Genomic DNA, 15,273 nt, shown 5'->3' with positions numbered 1-15,273 from the left:
TTCGCACCCGGTCGGACTGACCGGAGGCGACTCACTTGATGAAGCGGATGGTCAGCGGGTAGCGATACGGGCGCCGGTTGTAGGCTGCGACCGCAGCCAGGATGCTGAACACCACGGAGAGCACCCAGGCGAGGAACAGGATCAGGAAGCCGATCAGGATGATCGTCGTCGCCGCCCCCACCAGGTAGGCGATGAACAAGGTGATCTGGAAGTTCAGCGCCTCCTTGCCATGATCGTCGAGCATGCGGCTGCGCTGGCGGAACACCAGCCAGAGCACCAGCGGCACCAGCCAGGACAGGAAGACCCCGCCCAGGTGCATCGCCACGCCCCAACCCTGCTCCTCGCCTGCGCTCACCGGCACGCCCGGCGCACCGCTGGGCCGACCGGAGGACTGGCCAGGCCGCTGATCCGGCTGAGCCGCCCGCTGATCCGGCTGACCAGGTGCTGGCCCGGCAGGAGGCGCCTCCGGGCTGCCTGGCGCCGCGACCGGCTTCCTGGCCACCTTGTGCCACTGACCATCGGGACCCTGCTGCCATTCACCATCGGCACCTGAGGGGTGGGTGGGCTGACTCATGATTCCTCCAGGGTCTGGGGCAGGTCTGGGGCAGGTCTCGGGTCCTGGGGCCGCCGTGGGCGGGCCTGTGGAGTTCAGCGTAGTCTCCGCGCGCCATGATCGATACGGTGGAGGACATGTCTGCTCAGTCCGAGGCCCCGCCGATTCCCGAAGAAGTCCTCGCCCTCGCCCGGGCCGCCCGTCGAGTCGCGGTCTTCAGCGGCGCTGGGATCTCCGCGGAGTCAGGCGTGCCGACCTTCCGCGAGGTCCAGACCGGCCTGTGGGAGCGGTTCTCCGCCCAGGATCTGGCCACCCCGGAGGCCTTCGAGAGCGATCCCGCCCTGGTGCACACCTGGTACCGCTGGCGCGCCGGGCTGATCCAGCAGGTCGCCCCGAACCCCGGCCATCGGGCCCTCGCGCAGTGGCAGCAGACGCTGCGCGAAGCCGGAGGCAGTCTCAGCATCGCCACCCAGAACGTCGACGATCTGCACGAACGTGCCGGGGCCGAGGTCCTCGCCCACCTGCATGGAAGCATCACGGCCTACCGCTGCGCCGACTGCGAGGCCCCGGTGGAGCTGCCGGGCTCACGCTACGACGGCGCCACCGCCCCCAGCGAGCCCGAGGACCCCCCGCTGTGCCAGATCTGCGAGGAGGGGCTGATCCGGCCCGGTGTGGTCTGGTTCGGCGAAGCCCTGCCGATGGCGGCCTTCGACGCCGCGGCAGATGCGATGCGCGCCGCGGACCTGATCCTGGTGGTGGGCACCTCCGGACTGGTCCAGCCGGCCGCCTCGCTGCCGCTGCTCGGGATGGAACGTGGAACTGTGCTGATCGAGGTCAACCCCGAGCCCACCGAGCTCAGCGATGCCATGCACCATCGGCTGCGCGGCCCGGCGGGGGAGCTGCTGCCGGTCCTGGTCGAGGCGATCACCGGCAAGGAGTCGGGGCCGACCGAGGTGACGACGGGGGACGCCGCTCGATGAGCCTGTGGGAATCGGTGCTCCTGGGAGTGATCCAGGGGCTGTTCATGTTCATCCCGGTGAGCTCCTCCAGCCATCTGGTGCTGGTCCAGCAATGGCTGGCGGCCGAAGGCTCACCCCTGCCGTCTCCGGACACCCCCGAGATGATCCTCTACAACCTGGTGGTGCACCTGGGCACGATGGTCTCGGTCACGGTGGTGATGTGGCGACCGCTCAAGCGACTGGTCCAGGGCATCTGGCGCGAACTCGGGCTGTGGCGCCGACGTCGGACGCTGCGGCACCTGATCCACCTGCGGCTCGCGCTGCTGGGCCTGATCACCACCGCGATCACCGGCGTGCTGGGTCTGTTCATCCGGGCCTACGGCACCGATGTCTTCACCACCCCCTGGGCGGTGGCGCTGATGCTCCTGGTCACCGGTGCGGTGCTGTGGTGGTCAGACTCGGTGAAGACCACCTGGCGCGGCGCCGCGCAGATGACGGTGATGGTCGCCGTCGTGATCGGACTGGCCCAGGCGGCGGCGCTCTTCCCCGGGCTGAGCCGCTCCGGGCTGACCATCGCGGCAGCGCTCGCGCTGGGCATGCACCGGCGTCTGGCCGCGCAGTTCAGCTTCTTCGTGGCGATCCCCACGATCGTCGCCGCGACCGGACTGCAGTCGTTGAGCCTGCTAGACCCTGCCAGCTTCGAGGGCGGACTGTTCCTGGGCTGGGAGGACTACGCGCTGGGCTTCCTGGTGTCCGCCGTCGTCGGGGCAGGGGCGCTGTGGATGGTGCTGCGCCTGCTCTACCGCGGGCATTTCAAGGTCTTCGCGGTCTACGTGGTGGGACTGGCGCTGTTCGTGCTGATCACCCAGCCAGACCTCAGCGACGCCCCGCCGGTGGACGAGCTGCCCCTGGATGAGGAGCAGCTGAACCTGCAGCAGCAGTGAGCACCAGAGCCCGCACGCCGGAGGCGGGATAGGCTGATCCTATGCTGTGGCTCTATCTGCTCGCCGTGGTCCTGTTCGCGATGGTGGTGGCCGCGCTCCTGGGCCGCTGGGAGGGTGCGGCGGTGCCCGAGGAGGCCACCGATCTCGGCGAGTCCGATGTGGATGCGCTGCTGCGGCGCGGGCCGGCGCGGCCGATCACTGCGGATGACCTCCAGGAGGTCCGTCTCGACTCAGCCGTGCGCGGCTACCGGATGGATCAGGTGGATCGTCTGCTCGACGCGCTGGGGGAGCAGCTGCGGGAGCTGCAAGAGCCCCGGTCGGAACCGGCCTCGGGTGCCCCAGGGGTCATGCCGGAGCCTCCACTCGCCAGGCCCGAGGGCACTGCAGGACCTGAGCGGGGTCTCGCGGATCCCGCTCATGCCGGGCCTGACAAGGATCTAAGCTCACCCTCGTCGCCCGATCCGAGGGTCTGATTTGTCCGGGTGAAGTGACATTCCTCGCAGATGCGAGATAATGGATTCAGTTCAAGCGCTGGATCTTTGCATCGGGCATGGACATGCACGCTCAAGAACTTCGGAAGGGATGCACTCGATGGCTGCAATGAAACCGCGCACTGGCGACGGTCCGATGGAGGTCACTCAGGAGGGCCGCAGCCTCATCATGCGGGTGCCTATCGACGGAGGGGGCCGTCTGGTGCTGGAGATCAACAACGAAGAGGCTCAGGCACTCAAGCAGTGCCTGATCAAGGCCGTCGGAGAATGACCTTCTGTTCAGGCCGGTCGCGCACAGCGCGACCGGCCTGAACCGTATCCTGGCCCGTCCCGCTGCCGGCGCCGTTCAGCGCCGTGCAGCCACCAGGAGTCCTGTTCCGGCTCCCAGCATCGCCGTCCGCAGTCGATCCTCCTCGAGCACCAGCCGCTCCAGCTCCCGCATCCGCTGTGTAGTCTCCTCGCGCACGGCAGGGCGGGGGAGCCGGTCATGGTCCAGCGCGTCGTTGACGATCAACAGTCCCGAGGGGCGCAGAAGCCGGATTCCTTGTACGGCGTACTCCACGGCATGGGTTGCCTCGGCGTCGACGAACACCAGGTCATAGCCCCCGGTGGTCAGCCGCGCCAACACCTGTTCCGCACGGCCGGTGATCAGCCGGGTCCTCGCCGAGGGCAGCCGAGCGTCCCTGAAGGTCTCCCTGGCCGCCTGGATATGATCGGCTTCATAGTCGATGCTGGTCAGTACGGCATCTGGGGTCGCGCCCCGGAGCAGCGCCAGCGAAGAGACGCCGACGCCAGTGCCGACCTCGACCAGGGCCTGGGCCCTGGCGCTCGCGGCAAGCACGGTCAGCAGCGAGGCCACCCCCTGGCTCACCGGCTGCACACCGAGATTCTCCGCGCGACGTCGGGCCTGGAGGAGCGCGGGCTCCTCTTCGGTGTGCTGTTCCGCGTAGGCCCAGCTTGAATGTTTGGCCGAGTGCGGGGGGTGCTGAGCTTTCATGGGACCTTATCTGCGTGCGGGTGGGTGAACCGGGCGGCACGAGGCTTGAGCATCCGGAGGATCGTCGCCCCTCGGAGCCGTTCTTCGGCATCCGAGCCCGATCGATCTCCAGAAGAATTTCAGCTTCTGCACAGTTCTAGCCTTCATGATAGTCAGGATGACCAGGCACGATCGAAGCACTCCGGCCGTCCCCGGGGCCAGCAGCTCAGAGTCACACCGCAGCTGGCATCGCGGAACGGTCGCCAACGAAGCCACTCGGCCGCGCGCCGGGTGGCTTGTTGTGCTGACCCTGCTGGTGCTTGCGCTGCTGGGAGTCCTGATCTTCGTCGCCGCTTGGGTGGTCGGCGGTCGTGCGCTCCCGCAGATCAATTCGGTGCAGTCGCTGCTGCCCCAGGGGGCGCAGTCCAGCCAGCAGGAGGTTGAGGAATCCACCGACGGCGCTGCAGGCGTCCCGCTGACCAGTACCGATCTGAACTTGATCCCGGTGGACGCCTCGGATGCCACGCTTCCAGGAGCCCCGGAGAGCACCGAGATCCAGCAGATCCCACTGGAGAGCCTGAACGCGCTCAAGAGCCTGGGCTGGTCGGTGCCGCACCTCTCGGGGTTCGGTCTGACCGCCGAATACGCAGAGACCGGAGTGGTCGAGGACATCCGCACGGTGCAGCTGCGGCTCACCGACGGTGAGCATCGGCTGGACATCTCAGAGACCCGGCCCGAGGAGTCCGACGTCGAGCTCGCAGCCTTGGAATCGAAGCTCGAGGGTTTGGTGGACACCTCGGCATCCGTCCGAGAGACCCTGACCCTGCGCACCGGTGATGAGTGTGAGCTCTTCATCTCCGAGGGGGCTCAGGAGTGGACCGCCGCCATGGGGAGCGGGCGGGTCCAGTACGTGGTCACCTCCGATCTGCCGGCCGAGACCGCAGAGCAGATATCCAACTGGGTGATGGCCACCGACCGCTCCCGGGTGCAGGTGCTGCCGATCGTCCCCACCGGCTCCGAGCGGCTTGAACGCGGCTTCGAAGAGCTGCTCGCCTGGCTCACCGACTGAACCGGCGCTGACGGTAGGGTTGGGCTGTGCCTGGAATCAACGCCTACGAGTTCGTGATCCTGATCGTTCTCGCGCTCGTCATCCTCGGACCCGAACGGCTCCCGCAGTATGCCCGGAACCTGGCCCGTTGGGCGCGCCAGGCCCGGGATATGGCCGAGGATGCCAAGGGTCGGTTCAAGGACGAGACCGGCACCGACTTCGACGACGTCGACTGGAAGCGCTACGACCCCCGGCAATATGATCCGCGCCGGATCATCCGCGACGCGTTGAGCAACGAGTATGGCGAGGACCTCCGTGAAGCCCGATCGGCAGTGACCGGGACCCTGGACTCGGCTCGCGCAGCGGCTGATCCCCGCGAGGTCTTCCGCGCCAAGAAGGACGCCGGCACCACGTCCTCGGTGCCCGGCGGAGGCGTTCCTCCCGCTGCGGCGAACCGGTCCTCAGGTGCCATGGCCGCCGGCATGGCCGGGGCTGGCGCGGCGACCAGCTCAGCCGCGCCGACCGTCGCCCCCACTTCCGCGGTGCAGGAAGAGAACTCGGCAGGCCCCTCAAGTGCCGCGGCGCCCTTCGACGCCGAAGCCACCTGAGGCGTCCGCCTCCCGCGCTTCCGGCCGAGCAGGTCCTGCCGTAGAGCTCAGATGGCGCGCAGGCCGAGGTTGCCCACGGCCCGGGCTCGGACCATCTGCACCGCCAGCACGATCCCGACCAGTCCCAGACCCAGCAGTGAGTACGTGGTGTGCTGGGTCAGGATCATGATGGCTCCCGCCGCCATGGTGATGCGCAGGTACCAGGACATGTCCACCATGAAGTGCCCCTCAAGGGCGGTGGCCAGCAGCAGGATTCCTGCGATCGCGGTGCCGACCACGACGATCCCGGTGAGCAGGTCGACTCCCCGGAGCAGCAGGTCGGGGTTGTAGACGAAGAGGAACGGGATCACGTAGCCCGCGGCGGCCAACCGCATCGACGCCACCCCGGTGCGCATCGGATTGCCTCCGCTGATGCCCGAGGCGGCGAAAGCCGCAAGTGCCACCGGAGGGGTGATGTTCGCGAAGAGGCCGAAGTAGAACACGAACAGGTGAGCCACCAGCGGCTCCACCCCCAGCTCGGTCAGTGCCGGAGCGGCCATCGTCGCGGTGACGATGTAGGCGGGGATGGACGGGAGCCCCATGCCGAGCACCAGGCAGGCCACTGCGGTCATGACCAGGGTCCAGAACAGCACCCCGCCGCTGAGCGAGACGATCGCGCTGGCGAGGACGACGCCGAAGCCGGACATGGTGACCACACCCACGATGACGCCCACCGAGGCGCAGGCCACGGCCACACCCAGTGCGGACTTGGTGCCGTCCTCGAGAGCCTCCAGGATCTGCCGGAAGCTCATCCGTGTGGTCGAGCGCAGCATGGCCACCGCGATGGTGACCAAGATGGTGAGAAACGCCGAGTACAAGATCGTGCGACCGGAGAAGAACAGCATGTACATCAGGAAGATCAGCGGCAGCAGCAGGTGTCCGCGCTCTCGGAGCACATCCAGGACGGCTGGCAGGTTCTCCTTCGCGATCCCCTGCAGGCCCATCCGTGTGGCGCGCAGATGGATCTGCGCGATCAGGCTGACGTAGTAGAGCAGAGCCGGCACGATCGCGGCGAGCGCCACCGTGGTGTACGGGACGCCCAGCGTCTCGGCCATGATGAAGGCCGCAGCACCCATGATGGGCGGGAGTATCTGTCCACCCACTGACGCGGTGGACTCCACGGCGCCGGCGAAGGTGCGGGTGTAGCCGACCTTGCGCATCAGTGGAATCGTGAAGGCACCGGTGGAGACCACATTGGCGATGGCCGCACCGTTGATGGATCCCATGAACCCGGAGGCGATGGTGGCGACCTTCGCCGGTCCGCCGCGGCCCTGACCCGCGATCGCCATAGCAAGGTCATTGAACATCTGGCTCATCCCGGACTTGGCCAGGAACGCCCCGAAGAGGATGAACAGGAAGATGTAGGTCGAGGAGACCCCGATGGCGGTGGAGAAGATGCCCTCGGTGGTGGCGTAGAAGTTGTACGCCAGGGTGTCCCAGTCATAGCCGCGGTGACGGAACAGCCCCGGGAGTTCGCGTCCATAGAGTCCGAAGGCGATGAACAGCATCGCCAGGATCGGCAGCGCCCATCCGGTCACGCGACGGGCGGCTTCGAGGACCAGCACGGTCAGCAGCGTGCCCACCAGAACATCGGTGGTGGTGAATCGTCCGGCCTGCAGGACCACCTGGTCGTAGTTCAGCCACAGGTAGACCGTGGGCACCAGAGCGGCGAGCGCGAGGATCGCGTCCGGGATGCGCCACCACGCCGCAGTGGCCTTCTTGGTGGGGGGATAGAGCATGAAGACCAGGAACAGGATGAGGCTCACGTGCAGCGAGCGATGCAGCAGCGTAGCGGGCGTCCCGAAGTACGCCGTGTAGAGGTGGTAGAGCGCAGTGAAGATCGCGACCGAGCTCAGCAACACCGCCAGCGGTTTCCAGTGCGTCTCGCGCACGCGGGACTCGACGTCGTACTTCTTCGCCGCCTCTGCCGCCGCCTGCTGAGCCTGGGGCTCCACTCGGGTGGTGACATCCGTGGTTCTTGCGGTGTTCATCGGGGCCTCAGTTCAATCGGCTGACGGTGGGGGAGCTCGGTGGGGTCCACGAGGTCCTCCTGACCATCGATGCCGATGCGGTAGTCAACACGGTGGGAATGGATCCAGCGGATGGCGTCGAATTCTCGATCGATGTTCTCGATGATGATCTGACCGTCCTCGATCCGGAGGTCGCCTTCATCCATCGGCATCCCCGCGCCGTACTCCGAGAAGCGTGTGGCGACCAGGACCAAGGAGCCCCCGGAAAGCCGGTAGACGTCGGTCCAGCGGGAGAGTTCGATGGAGTGGATCCAGCTATGGGTGATCTCGGAATCCTCAGAGATGTCCAGCTCGGCGTAGACCTCACCGGAGCGCTGATGCTGGAGCACCAGCTTGCGGGTTGCTGCGCAGGAGGTCAGCATCGCGGTGGCGAGGGAGAGTGACGCCGCGGCGGCGACCGTGCCCGTGCGGGTCAGCAGTCGTCGCCGCGACATCCTGTCCAGCGGAGTCGACCCGGAGAGTCGCTCCTGATCCCGGTCAGTCCAGCTCGACACCCTGCTCCTCGAAGTACCGCTGCGCACCGGGGTGCAGCGGCACGACGAGTCCTTCGGTCACGCTCTCCAGAGTGATCTGTTCCGCGGCGCTGTGTGACCCCTGCAGTCGCTCGAGGTTGTCGAACAGCGCCGCGGTGATGTCATAGCCGGCGTCCTCGGAGAGATCTGCGCTGATCATAAGGTGGTTGGTCACACCCACCGTGGTGACGTCCTCGTCGGCGAGGTAGGTCCCGCCGGGGATGACGTCCTCGGCGAAGTAGTCGTAGTCGCCCAGAAGATTCTCGGCGCCTTCACCTTCGATGGGCAGCACGATGAAGTCCGTGTTGGTGCCCAGTTCGGTCAGGGTCGGGTTCGGCAGCCCAGAGGTCACGAAGGCGGCATCGATGTGGCCGTTGGCCATCTGGTCGGTAGCCTCCGCGTAGGAGAGGAAATCCTCGTTGAGATCCTCATAGCTGAGCCCATGGGCGTCGAGCACGGTGCGGGCGTTGAGCTCCACGCCGGAGCCGACGTCTCCGACCGCGACGCTGCGGCCGGCGAGGTCCTCGATGGATTCGATGCCGGAGGCCTCGGTGGCCACCACCTGCACAGTGTTCGGGTACAGGGCTGCGAGGGCCATGAGGTTATCGCGGGGCTCGTCTTCGAAGGGCCCGCTGCCTTCGCCGGCCTGGACCACAGCGTCGCCCATGGCGAAGATCATCTCGGCGTCGCCGTCGGTCATCATGTTGATGTTCTCGGCCGAGGCGCCCGTGGCCTGTACCGAGGTGTCGGCGTCGAGTTCACCGGCAAGCATGTCGGACATGGTCGCGCCGATCTGGTAGTAGACGCCTGAGGATCCACCGGTGCCGATCGTGATGAATTCGGCGTCCATCGAGCCGACGTCGCCCTCTGCGGACGCGTCCCCGCCGCCTTCGGCGTCATCGCCGCAAGCGGTGAGAAGCAGGGCCGCGGCGGCGGCGGAGGCGCCGAGTGTGAGGCTCCATCGCCTCGGAGCTGCAGTGATTTCAGTAGACATAGGTGTACTCCCTCATATGCTGTAGGACTCATCAAGTGCTGGACTCATGTGCGGCGACAGCCGACGCTCCAAAGGGATGTGTCGGGAATCACGTGCCCCACAGCATAGGGGGAGGGGGTTCCTGGGCGCGATTCGTCCTGGTCAGAGGGCCGTCGTCGTGCGAGGCGCTAGGCGGGGCTGAACGGGAGCTTGCGCCCGCTCATTCCGCGCGGCTGGACCGCCAGCCGGGCGGCGATCCCGCGCAGCGCGGCTCCGGCCGGGGAGTCGGGAGCCGAGAGCACCACCGGCTCTCCGTCGTCGCCGGCCTCGCGCAGGTTCATGTCCAGCGGCACGGAGCCCAGCAGCGGGACCTCGCTCTGAAGCGCTGCGCTGAGCCTCTCGGCCACCAGCTGACCTCCGCCGGAGCCGAAGAGCTCGAAGCTGGACCCGTCGGGCAGGGTCATCGGACCCATGTTCTCGATCACCCCGGCCACCCGCTGCTTGGTCTGGGAACTCAGCGCGCCAGCGCGTTCTGCCACACTCGAGGCTGCGGCCTGCGGAGTGGTGACCACCAGCAGCTCCGAGCCAGGCAGCAGCTGCGCCACCGAGATCGCGATATCGCCGGTGCCCGGGGGCAGATCCAGCAGCAGCACGTCGAGATCGCCGAAGTGGACATCGGTGAGGAACTGCTCCACCGCGCGGTGCAGCATCGGACCACGCCAGGCCACCGCCTGGTTGCCCTCCACGAACATCCCGATCGAGATGGTCTTCACGCCGTAGGCCACCGGCGGCAGGATCATCTCATCCAACCGAGTGGGCCTATCGGTGATGCCCATCAGGTCCGGGACGCTGAATCCATGGATGTCTGCATCGACGATGCCGACCTTCAGGCCCTGCGCCGCCATGGCGCAGGCCAGGTTCACAGTGACCGAGGACTTGCCCACCCCGCCCTTGCCTGAGGCCACGGCGTAGATCCGGGTCAGGTTCTCCGGCTGGGCGAAGCGATTGACCTTCCCGGTCTCGCCGCCGCGCAGGTGCTCCTTCAGTGCGGCGCGCTCTGCGGGGGTCATCACGCCCAGCTGGACCGAAGCCGTGGAGACTCCCTCGGCGCGCACGGCAGCGGCGGTGACGTCTTCGACGATCCGGCTGCGCATCGGGCAGGCCTCGATGGTCAGCTTGACCCCCACCTGCGCGGCACCGGCGTCATCGACGCTGATCTCGCCCACCATGCCCAGCTGGGTGATGGGCAGGCGCAGCTCCGGATCGATGACCTCGTTCAGGCGCTGGCGGATGCGTTCGGTGATGGCGGGATCAGACACCGCACCAGTCTACGAGCCGGGAGCGTATCGGGGGCGTCGGTGCCCGGAGGGCTCCGTCACAGGGGCCGACCTGAGATGATGGGGAGATGTCGATGAATGCTGGAACCACTGCAGGCGCAATGAACACCGGGGGACTGCCTCGCGGCGAGCTGCTGGGCCGCTACCGCTCCTATGAGGATGCGCAGAAGTTGGTGGACCATCTCACCGCCGCCGAAGACTTCGATGTGAAGGCGCTGACGATCGTGGGCAATGACCTGCGTTCGGTGGAGCACATCCGCACCCGGCTGACCTATCCGCGCGTCGCGCTGGGTGGGGCCGCGCAGGGCGCGATGTTCGGTGCCTTCATCGGACTGTTGATCTACCTGTTCAGCCCGGAGGCCAGCATCTACAACCTGGCGCTCTCGGTGGTGCTGGGCATGGCGATCTGGATGATCATCGGAGTGATCGGCTTCGCCATGCGCAAGGGCAAGCGCGAGTATGCCTCCTCGTCCCAACTCGTGGCGACCACCTTTGACGTGGTCTGCGAGTTCTCCGCCGCTCAGCGTGCCCGCCAGCTGGTCCCTGGAGCCGCAGTGATGAGTCTCAACGCCTCCAACGATCCGACCTCTCAGCCCTCCGCTCGGCTCACCTCCTCCCCGCCAGCCTCGGCACCCGCCCAGCCGGGTTCGGCGCAGCCCGCACCCGCCCAGCAGGCAGCGGGCCACGAGGCCCAGCACCAGCAGGCCTCGAGCCGGCCAGGGTTCGATCGGCAGGGGGCCGGAGAGCAGGGTGCCGATCAGCAGGGTGCTGGGGAGCAGCGAGTAGGGGAGCCGGAGTCCGATCAGGCGACGGCGCCCGCACCAGCGCCCCAGGCGCCGGTCGCCGGGTACAACGACCTTCCCGATGGCCGCCCGCGCTATGGCGTGCGCATGCCCGCCGCCGAAGCACCGGCAGTGCACAGGCCTGAGCCTGACCAGCCGGGGGAGCGCCCCCGGCCAGACCAGCCCACCCAGCCGGGGCAGCCCACCCGGCCAGACCAGCCCACCCAGCCAGAGCAGAGCGGACCGGAGGACTCCCCGCGCAGCTGATGCCTTCACCTGGCGAGTCGCAGGAACCCTCCGGCACACGCAGAAGCGCCCGCACATCCGATGCTCCTGTGGAGCTCGGACGTGCGGGGCGCTTCTGAAGCTGCTGCCAGCTCGGTGCGGTGGCGGCTCTGTCAGGAACCGGACTTCGCGCCGAAGCGGCTCAGACTGAAGTGGTTCAGACGGTCTTGCGACCGCGGCGACCGGTGACGGCCTGCCAGATGAAGGCCACGATCACGCCGCCACCGATGGCGAAGAGCCATGTGGGCAGATCGAAGAACGAGTCGTTGACGTTCACGCCGAAGACGGCGGAGGCGATGAAGCCGCCCACCAGGGCGCCGAGCACACCGGTGATCAGTGAAGCGATCCAGCCGCCGGGCTGGCTGCCGGGCAGGATGGCCCGAGCGATGGCGCCGGCGATGAGGCCCAGTACGAGCCAAGCAATAATTCCCATGGTTTTCCTCCTATGAATTCTGAACCTGACAGGTTCGTCTTAATCCAGAGTATCGCCTGTTGAGAAGTAGTCAGGAACGCCACGCGCCTGACAAAGATTGCCTTCATCACAGTCATGTGGCCGCTGTAGCATACTTCTCAGGCGTTGGGGAACACCGTCGTCAGGAACTCCAGATTCCCTGCATCCACTGCTCGATCTCCTCCGCGGTGCGCGGCAGGGTGGCGGAGAGGTTCTCCGCGCCGTCCTCGGTGACCAACACGTCGTCTTCAATGCGGATACCGATGCCGCGGAACTCCGCCGGCACCGCGAGATCCTCGTTCTTGAAGTAGAGGCCGGGTTCGATGGTGAAGACCATTCCGGGTTCCACCACCCCATCGAGGTAGAGCTCACGTTTTGCCTGGGCACAGTCGTGGACATCCAGGCCAAGGTGGTGGCTGGTGCCATGTGGCATCCACCTGCGGTGATGCTGGCCGGTCTCCTCCAGTGCCTCCTCGAGGCTGACCGGGAGCAGGCCCCAGTCATCGAGATGCTCCGCCAGCACCCGCACCGCAGCGGTGTGGATGTCGCGGAACCTGATCCCGGGCCGGACCACGGCGAACGCGGCATCCGCCGCGGCCAGGACCGCTTCATAGATCTTGCGCTGGGTGGGGGAGAACTCCCCGGTCACCGGAAGCGTGCGGGTGATGTCGGCGGTGTAGAGCGAGTCAGCCTCGACTCCTGCGTCGAGCAGCAGCAGGTCCCCGCGGCGCACGGCACCGTGGTTGCGGATCCAGTGCAGCACGGTGGCGTTGTTCCCGGAGGCGGCGATCGTGTCGTAGCCGAGGTCGTTGCCCTCCAGGCGCGCGCGGGCGAAGAAGGCTCCTTCAACGATCCGTTCGCCCCGCGCGTGCTCTGCCGCGCGTGGCAGGACGGCGACGACGTCGTGGAAGCCGGCGATGGTGGCCGCCACCGAGACCCGCATCTGGGCGATCTCCCAGGCGTCCTTGACCAGGCGCAGCTCGGAGAGAGCCTCAGCCAGCTCGCCGTCGTACGCGTCGGAGGTCTCCAGATCCACGGTGGTGTTGATCCGAGAGGTGTCCACCAGGGCGTCCACGTCCAGGTCGACCTCGCGCAGCAGCCTGATCCGGGTGCCGCCGAACTCCACCGGCCCGGCGTTCTTGGTCACCGCCACCTCCAGGGCGCCGGAGTCCTCGGTGCGCAGCCCGAGCCGCTGGGAGAACTCCTGGAGCCCGGGCCGGGGTCCGATCCAGAACTCTCCGCTGCGTGCGTCGGCGTAGAACTCCTGGGTGTCCCGACCTGCCATCGGTTTGAAGTAGAGCGTGGCCTCATGGCCGGAGCCGTGATCTCCGCTGCCGTCCTCCACCGGTTCAAAGACCAGCACCGCGCCGGGTTCGTGGTCCACGCCGAGTCCGGAGAGGTGGGCGAAGGCGGAGTGTGGCCGGAACCGGTAGTCGGTGTCATTGGAGCGGACCTTGTGCGGCCCCGCCGGGATCACCAGCCGCTCGTTGGGGAACTGCGCAGAGACCGCGCTGCGGCGTGCGGCTGCATGCTCGGCGACCTCATCGCGCTCATGCTGGACCGGCTCCGCCGGGGCCCAGCTGGAGGCCATGAACTCCTTGAACGCCTCGGAGGTGGGTCGCTGCGAGCGATTGTTCACCCGGTCCCCGAGCTCCTGCGCCTCAGCGGGGGTGAAGCCGGCTGCGGAGGCGCCGGCGACGACGTCGAACTCTTCGTGCTTGTCTGAACTGGTCATGGAATCCAGTCTAGGTGGGCCCGCCCGCCGGGGCGGGTGCGCGGCGCCGGTCCTGCCGGGGGCTGGCCGGTAGGCTTGAGCCCATGAGCGTGGACCTGCACACCCATTCACACGTCTCCGACGGCACCGAGTCTCCCGCGGCGGTGATCGCCGCCGCGGCGGCCGCCGGACTGCAGGGGCTCGCGCTGACCGATCACGACACCACCTCGGGCTGGGACGCGGCGATCGCGGCCGCCCGGGAGCACCGGATCACTCTGCTGCCCGGTATGGAGATCACCACGCTGACCGAGAACGGGATCAGCGTCCACCTGCTGAGCTACCTCCATGACCCGCAGCACCCGGGACTCGCCTCAGCGGTCGCGCAGGCCCGTGACGGTCGGCTGCACCGCGCTCGACGCATCGCGGATCGACTCTCGGTGGACTTCCCGCTGACCTGGGAGACCGTGGAACAGCATGTCAGCGCGGGAGCCACGGTCGGGCGCCCGCACCTGGCAGACGCCCTGGTCGGGATCGGCGCGGTGGCGGACCGGCAGGAGGCCTTCGATCACCTGCTGCATGCGGCCTCGCCCTACTACGTCGGTCAGGACAACATGCATCCGGTGACGGCGATCCGGCTGGTGCGCGCGGCCGGGGGAGTGCCGGTGCTGGCCCACGGCATGGCCTCGGCGCGCGGTCGCACGGTCAGCGCCGAGCAGCTCGAGGAGATGGTCGCCGCCGGTCTGGCCGGTGTGGAGGTCTACCACCGGGACAACCCCGAGTCCGGCCGCGAGGTGCTTCGCGAGCTCGCGGCCCGCCACGACCTGCTCATCACCGGCTCCTCGGACTACCACGGGACCGGCAAGGACAATCTCATCGGGGAGAACACCACCCCCTGGGAGACGGTGGAGGCGCTGTGTGCGCTGGCCACCGGGAGCGAGCCGATCCGCCCCACGCGCCGCTAGCCCGCTAGCCTCCGAGGTCCTGGCGGGTGTGGTGCCGCTGGGTGTGCTGCAGCAGCACCGCGGCGCTGGCGGCAGACCACGCCTGCGGTCGGCAGGCCGCCGGATAGGGCACCGGGTCCTGCCCCACGGGATCCCCGGCGATCAGCTCCGGGAAGCGGTGCTGGCTGCGCGCGCTCAGCCGGACCAGCGCGTCGAACACCTGGTCAGCCTCGCGGGAGTAGCCGCCCTGCGCCATGCCGCGCAGGATGATGGCGGTGTCGTGGACCCATACGGAGCCGGTGTGATACCCGGTGGGGTTATAGGCGGGGTTCTCCGCCGAGAGCGTCCCGATGCCGAAGCGCCGCAGCATGTCCGGGCGGGTGAGCCGCTCGACCACCAGCTTCTCCTCCTGATCGCTCAGCAATCCGGTGCCCAGCGCGTGGCCCATGTTGCTTCCCACTCCGTCGATGGGATCTCCGACGGCGTCGAGACCCATCGCGAGGTAGCGCTCGCCGTCGCGCTCGACCCAGAAGCGCTCGCGCACCCGCTGGGCCAGCGACCGCCCCCAGGCCCTCCAGTCCTGCGTCCCAGCCTCGCCCAGGGCGTCGAGCAGCTCGCTGCGCCATGGGC

17 protein-coding genes are annotated in these 15,273 nt (G+C 67.9%); 8 read left to right on the top strand and 9 right to left on the bottom strand.

The features are described 5' to 3' along the window. Positions 1–31 precede the first annotated feature (31 nt). Positions 32–574 (bottom strand): DUF4870 domain-containing protein, encoded by a 543-nt coding sequence (locus BG28_RS14800; RefSeq protein ID WP_084479397.1) that lies wholly within the window; start codon positions 572–574, stop codon positions 32–34. Between the two features lie 116 nt (positions 575–690). Between BG28_RS14800 and BG28_RS03455 the strand changes: the two genes are divergently transcribed. The 4 genes from BG28_RS03455 to BG28_RS14795 all read left to right on the top strand — a co-directional run bounded on the left by BG28_RS03455 (position 691) and on the right by BG28_RS14795 (position 3,218). After that, positions 691–1,533 carry an NAD-dependent protein deacylase gene (locus BG28_RS03455; protein WP_036474386.1) on the top strand — a complete coding sequence of 281 codons (843 nt, stop codon included), beginning with the start codon at positions 691–693 and terminating at the stop codon, positions 1,531–1,533. Beyond that, positions 1,530–2,456 (top strand): undecaprenyl-diphosphate phosphatase, encoded by a 927-nt coding sequence (locus BG28_RS03450; protein ID WP_084479396.1) that lies wholly within the window; start codon positions 1,530–1,532, stop codon positions 2,454–2,456. Before BG28_RS03455 ends, BG28_RS03450 begins: the two co-directional genes overlap by 4 nt. A 41-nt stretch (positions 2,457–2,497) precedes the next feature. Then, positions 2,498–2,929: a DivIVA domain-containing protein gene (locus tag BG28_RS14190; RefSeq protein ID WP_051500927.1), complete on the top strand. Its 432-nt coding sequence runs from the start codon at positions 2,498–2,500 to the stop codon at positions 2,927–2,929. Between the two features lie 118 nt (positions 2,930–3,047). Then, the gene (locus BG28_RS14795) at positions 3,048–3,218 is read left to right on the top strand and encodes a DUF3117 domain-containing protein (protein WP_084479395.1); all 171 of its coding nucleotides are present in this window, start codon (positions 3,048–3,050) and stop codon (positions 3,216–3,218) included. Between the two features lie 75 nt (positions 3,219–3,293). Here BG28_RS14795 and BG28_RS03440 read toward each other — a convergent pair whose 3' ends face one another. Then, positions 3,294–3,944, bottom strand: coding sequence for an O-methyltransferase (locus tag BG28_RS03440; protein ID WP_036474293.1), 651 nt, complete (start codon positions 3,942–3,944; stop codon positions 3,294–3,296). Positions 3,945–4,101: 157 nt separating this feature from the next. On the opposite strand from BG28_RS03440, the gene BG28_RS03435 reads away from it, so the two are divergent. Next, positions 4,102–4,992 carry a hypothetical protein gene (locus BG28_RS03435; RefSeq protein WP_036474291.1) on the top strand — a complete coding sequence of 297 codons (891 nt, stop codon included), beginning with the start codon at positions 4,102–4,104 and terminating at the stop codon, positions 4,990–4,992. Positions 4,993–5,018: 26 nt separating this feature from the next. Continuing rightward, the gene (locus BG28_RS03430) at positions 5,019–5,579 is read left to right on the top strand and encodes a twin-arginine translocase TatA/TatE family subunit (RefSeq protein WP_036474289.1); all 561 of its coding nucleotides are present in this window, start codon (positions 5,019–5,021) and stop codon (positions 5,577–5,579) included. Between the two features lie 47 nt (positions 5,580–5,626). Here BG28_RS03430 and BG28_RS03425 read toward each other — a convergent pair whose 3' ends face one another. The 4 genes from BG28_RS03425 to BG28_RS03410 form a co-directional block, all read right to left on the bottom strand. Next, complete coding sequence (locus tag BG28_RS03425) at positions 5,627–7,609, bottom strand: TRAP transporter permease (protein ID WP_036474286.1); 1,983 nt, start codon at positions 7,607–7,609, stop codon at positions 5,627–5,629. Next, positions 7,606–8,142 (bottom strand): DUF1850 domain-containing protein, encoded by a 537-nt coding sequence (locus BG28_RS14185; RefSeq protein WP_051500926.1) that lies wholly within the window; start codon positions 8,140–8,142, stop codon positions 7,606–7,608. Before BG28_RS14185 ends, BG28_RS03425 begins: the two co-directional genes overlap by 4 nt. Then, complete coding sequence (locus BG28_RS03415; RefSeq protein ID WP_036474284.1) at positions 8,126–9,154, bottom strand: TAXI family TRAP transporter solute-binding subunit; 1,029 nt, start codon at positions 9,152–9,154, stop codon at positions 8,126–8,128. The genes BG28_RS14185 and BG28_RS03415 overlap by 17 nt, the downstream gene beginning before the upstream one ends. A gap of 167 nt (positions 9,155–9,321) precedes the next feature. After that, the gene (locus BG28_RS03410) at positions 9,322–10,452 is read right to left on the bottom strand and encodes an Mrp/NBP35 family ATP-binding protein (RefSeq protein ID WP_084479394.1); all 1,131 of its coding nucleotides are present in this window, start codon (positions 10,450–10,452) and stop codon (positions 9,322–9,324) included. An 86-nt stretch (positions 10,453–10,538) separates the two neighbouring features. On the opposite strand from BG28_RS03410, the gene BG28_RS03405 reads away from it, so the two are divergent. Then, the gene (locus tag BG28_RS03405; protein WP_161634790.1) at positions 10,539–11,519 is read left to right on the top strand and encodes a general stress protein; all 981 of its coding nucleotides are present in this window, start codon (positions 10,539–10,541) and stop codon (positions 11,517–11,519) included. Positions 11,520–11,694: 175 nt separating this feature from the next. Here BG28_RS03405 and BG28_RS03400 read toward each other — a convergent pair whose 3' ends face one another. Both BG28_RS03400 and BG28_RS03395 read right to left on the bottom strand, forming a co-directional pair. After that, positions 11,695–11,970 (bottom strand): GlsB/YeaQ/YmgE family stress response membrane protein, encoded by a 276-nt coding sequence (locus BG28_RS03400; RefSeq protein WP_036474282.1) that lies wholly within the window; start codon positions 11,968–11,970, stop codon positions 11,695–11,697. Positions 11,971–12,130: 160 nt separating this feature from the next. After that, positions 12,131–13,723, bottom strand: coding sequence for an aminopeptidase P family protein (locus tag BG28_RS03395; protein WP_084479393.1), 1,593 nt, complete (start codon positions 13,721–13,723; stop codon positions 12,131–12,133). 83 nt (positions 13,724–13,806) lie between these two features. Between BG28_RS03395 and BG28_RS03390 the strand changes: the two genes are divergently transcribed. Beyond that, the gene (locus BG28_RS03390; RefSeq protein ID WP_036474280.1) at positions 13,807–14,664 is read left to right on the top strand and encodes a PHP domain-containing protein; all 858 of its coding nucleotides are present in this window, start codon (positions 13,807–13,809) and stop codon (positions 14,662–14,664) included. Positions 14,665–14,668: 4 nt separating this feature from the next. Here BG28_RS03390 and BG28_RS15775 read toward each other — a convergent pair whose 3' ends face one another. Beyond that, a complete protein-coding gene (locus BG28_RS15775; RefSeq protein WP_369797179.1) occupies positions 14,669–15,187 on the bottom strand; it encodes an amylo-alpha-1,6-glucosidase in 519 nt (172 codons plus the stop codon). Positions 15,188–15,273 lie beyond the last annotated feature (86 nt).

The organism is Nesterenkonia sp. AN1, from assembly GCF_000582475.1.
Classification (GTDB): domain Bacteria; phylum Actinomycetota; class Actinomycetes; order Actinomycetales; family Micrococcaceae; genus Nesterenkonia; species Nesterenkonia aurantiaca.
This window is presented reverse-complemented; position numbering and strand designations above follow the sequence as displayed.

Excerpts from the sequence above, each read along its gene's own strand:
- BG28_RS14190 (WP_051500927.1), top strand. The coding sequence starts at position 2,498 with ATGCTGTGGCTCTATCTGCTCGCCGTGGTCCTGTTCGCGATGGTGGTG.
- BG28_RS03440 (WP_036474293.1), bottom strand. The coding sequence starts at position 3,944 with ATGAAAGCTCAGCACCCCCCGCACTCGGCCAAACATTCAAGCTGGGCC.
- BG28_RS03405 (WP_161634790.1), top strand. The coding sequence starts at position 10,539 with ATGTCGATGAATGCTGGAACCACTGCAGGCGCAATGAACACCGGGGGA.
- BG28_RS14795 (WP_084479395.1), top strand. The coding sequence starts at position 3,048 with ATGGCTGCAATGAAACCGCGCACTGGCGACGGTCCGATGGAGGTCACT.
- BG28_RS14800 (WP_084479397.1), bottom strand. The coding sequence starts at position 574 with ATGAGTCAGCCCACCCACCCCTCAGGTGCCGATGGTGAATGGCAGCAG.
- BG28_RS03400 (WP_036474282.1), bottom strand. The coding sequence starts at position 11,970 with ATGGGAATTATTGCTTGGCTCGTACTGGGCCTCATCGCCGGCGCCATC.
- BG28_RS03425 (WP_036474286.1), bottom strand. The coding sequence starts at position 7,609 with ATGAACACCGCAAGAACCACGGATGTCACCACCCGAGTGGAGCCCCAG.
- BG28_RS03415 (WP_036474284.1), bottom strand. The coding sequence starts at position 9,154 with ATGTCTACTGAAATCACTGCAGCTCCGAGGCGATGGAGCCTCACACTC.
- BG28_RS03450 (WP_084479396.1), top strand. The coding sequence starts at position 1,530 with ATGAGCCTGTGGGAATCGGTGCTCCTGGGAGTGATCCAGGGGCTGTTC.
- BG28_RS03435 (WP_036474291.1), top strand. The coding sequence starts at position 4,102 with ATGACCAGGCACGATCGAAGCACTCCGGCCGTCCCCGGGGCCAGCAGC.
- BG28_RS03395 (WP_084479393.1), bottom strand. The coding sequence starts at position 13,723 with ATGACCAGTTCAGACAAGCACGAAGAGTTCGACGTCGTCGCCGGCGCC.
- BG28_RS03455 (WP_036474386.1), top strand. The coding sequence starts at position 691 with ATGTCTGCTCAGTCCGAGGCCCCGCCGATTCCCGAAGAAGTCCTCGCC.
- BG28_RS03390 (WP_036474280.1), top strand. The coding sequence starts at position 13,807 with ATGAGCGTGGACCTGCACACCCATTCACACGTCTCCGACGGCACCGAG.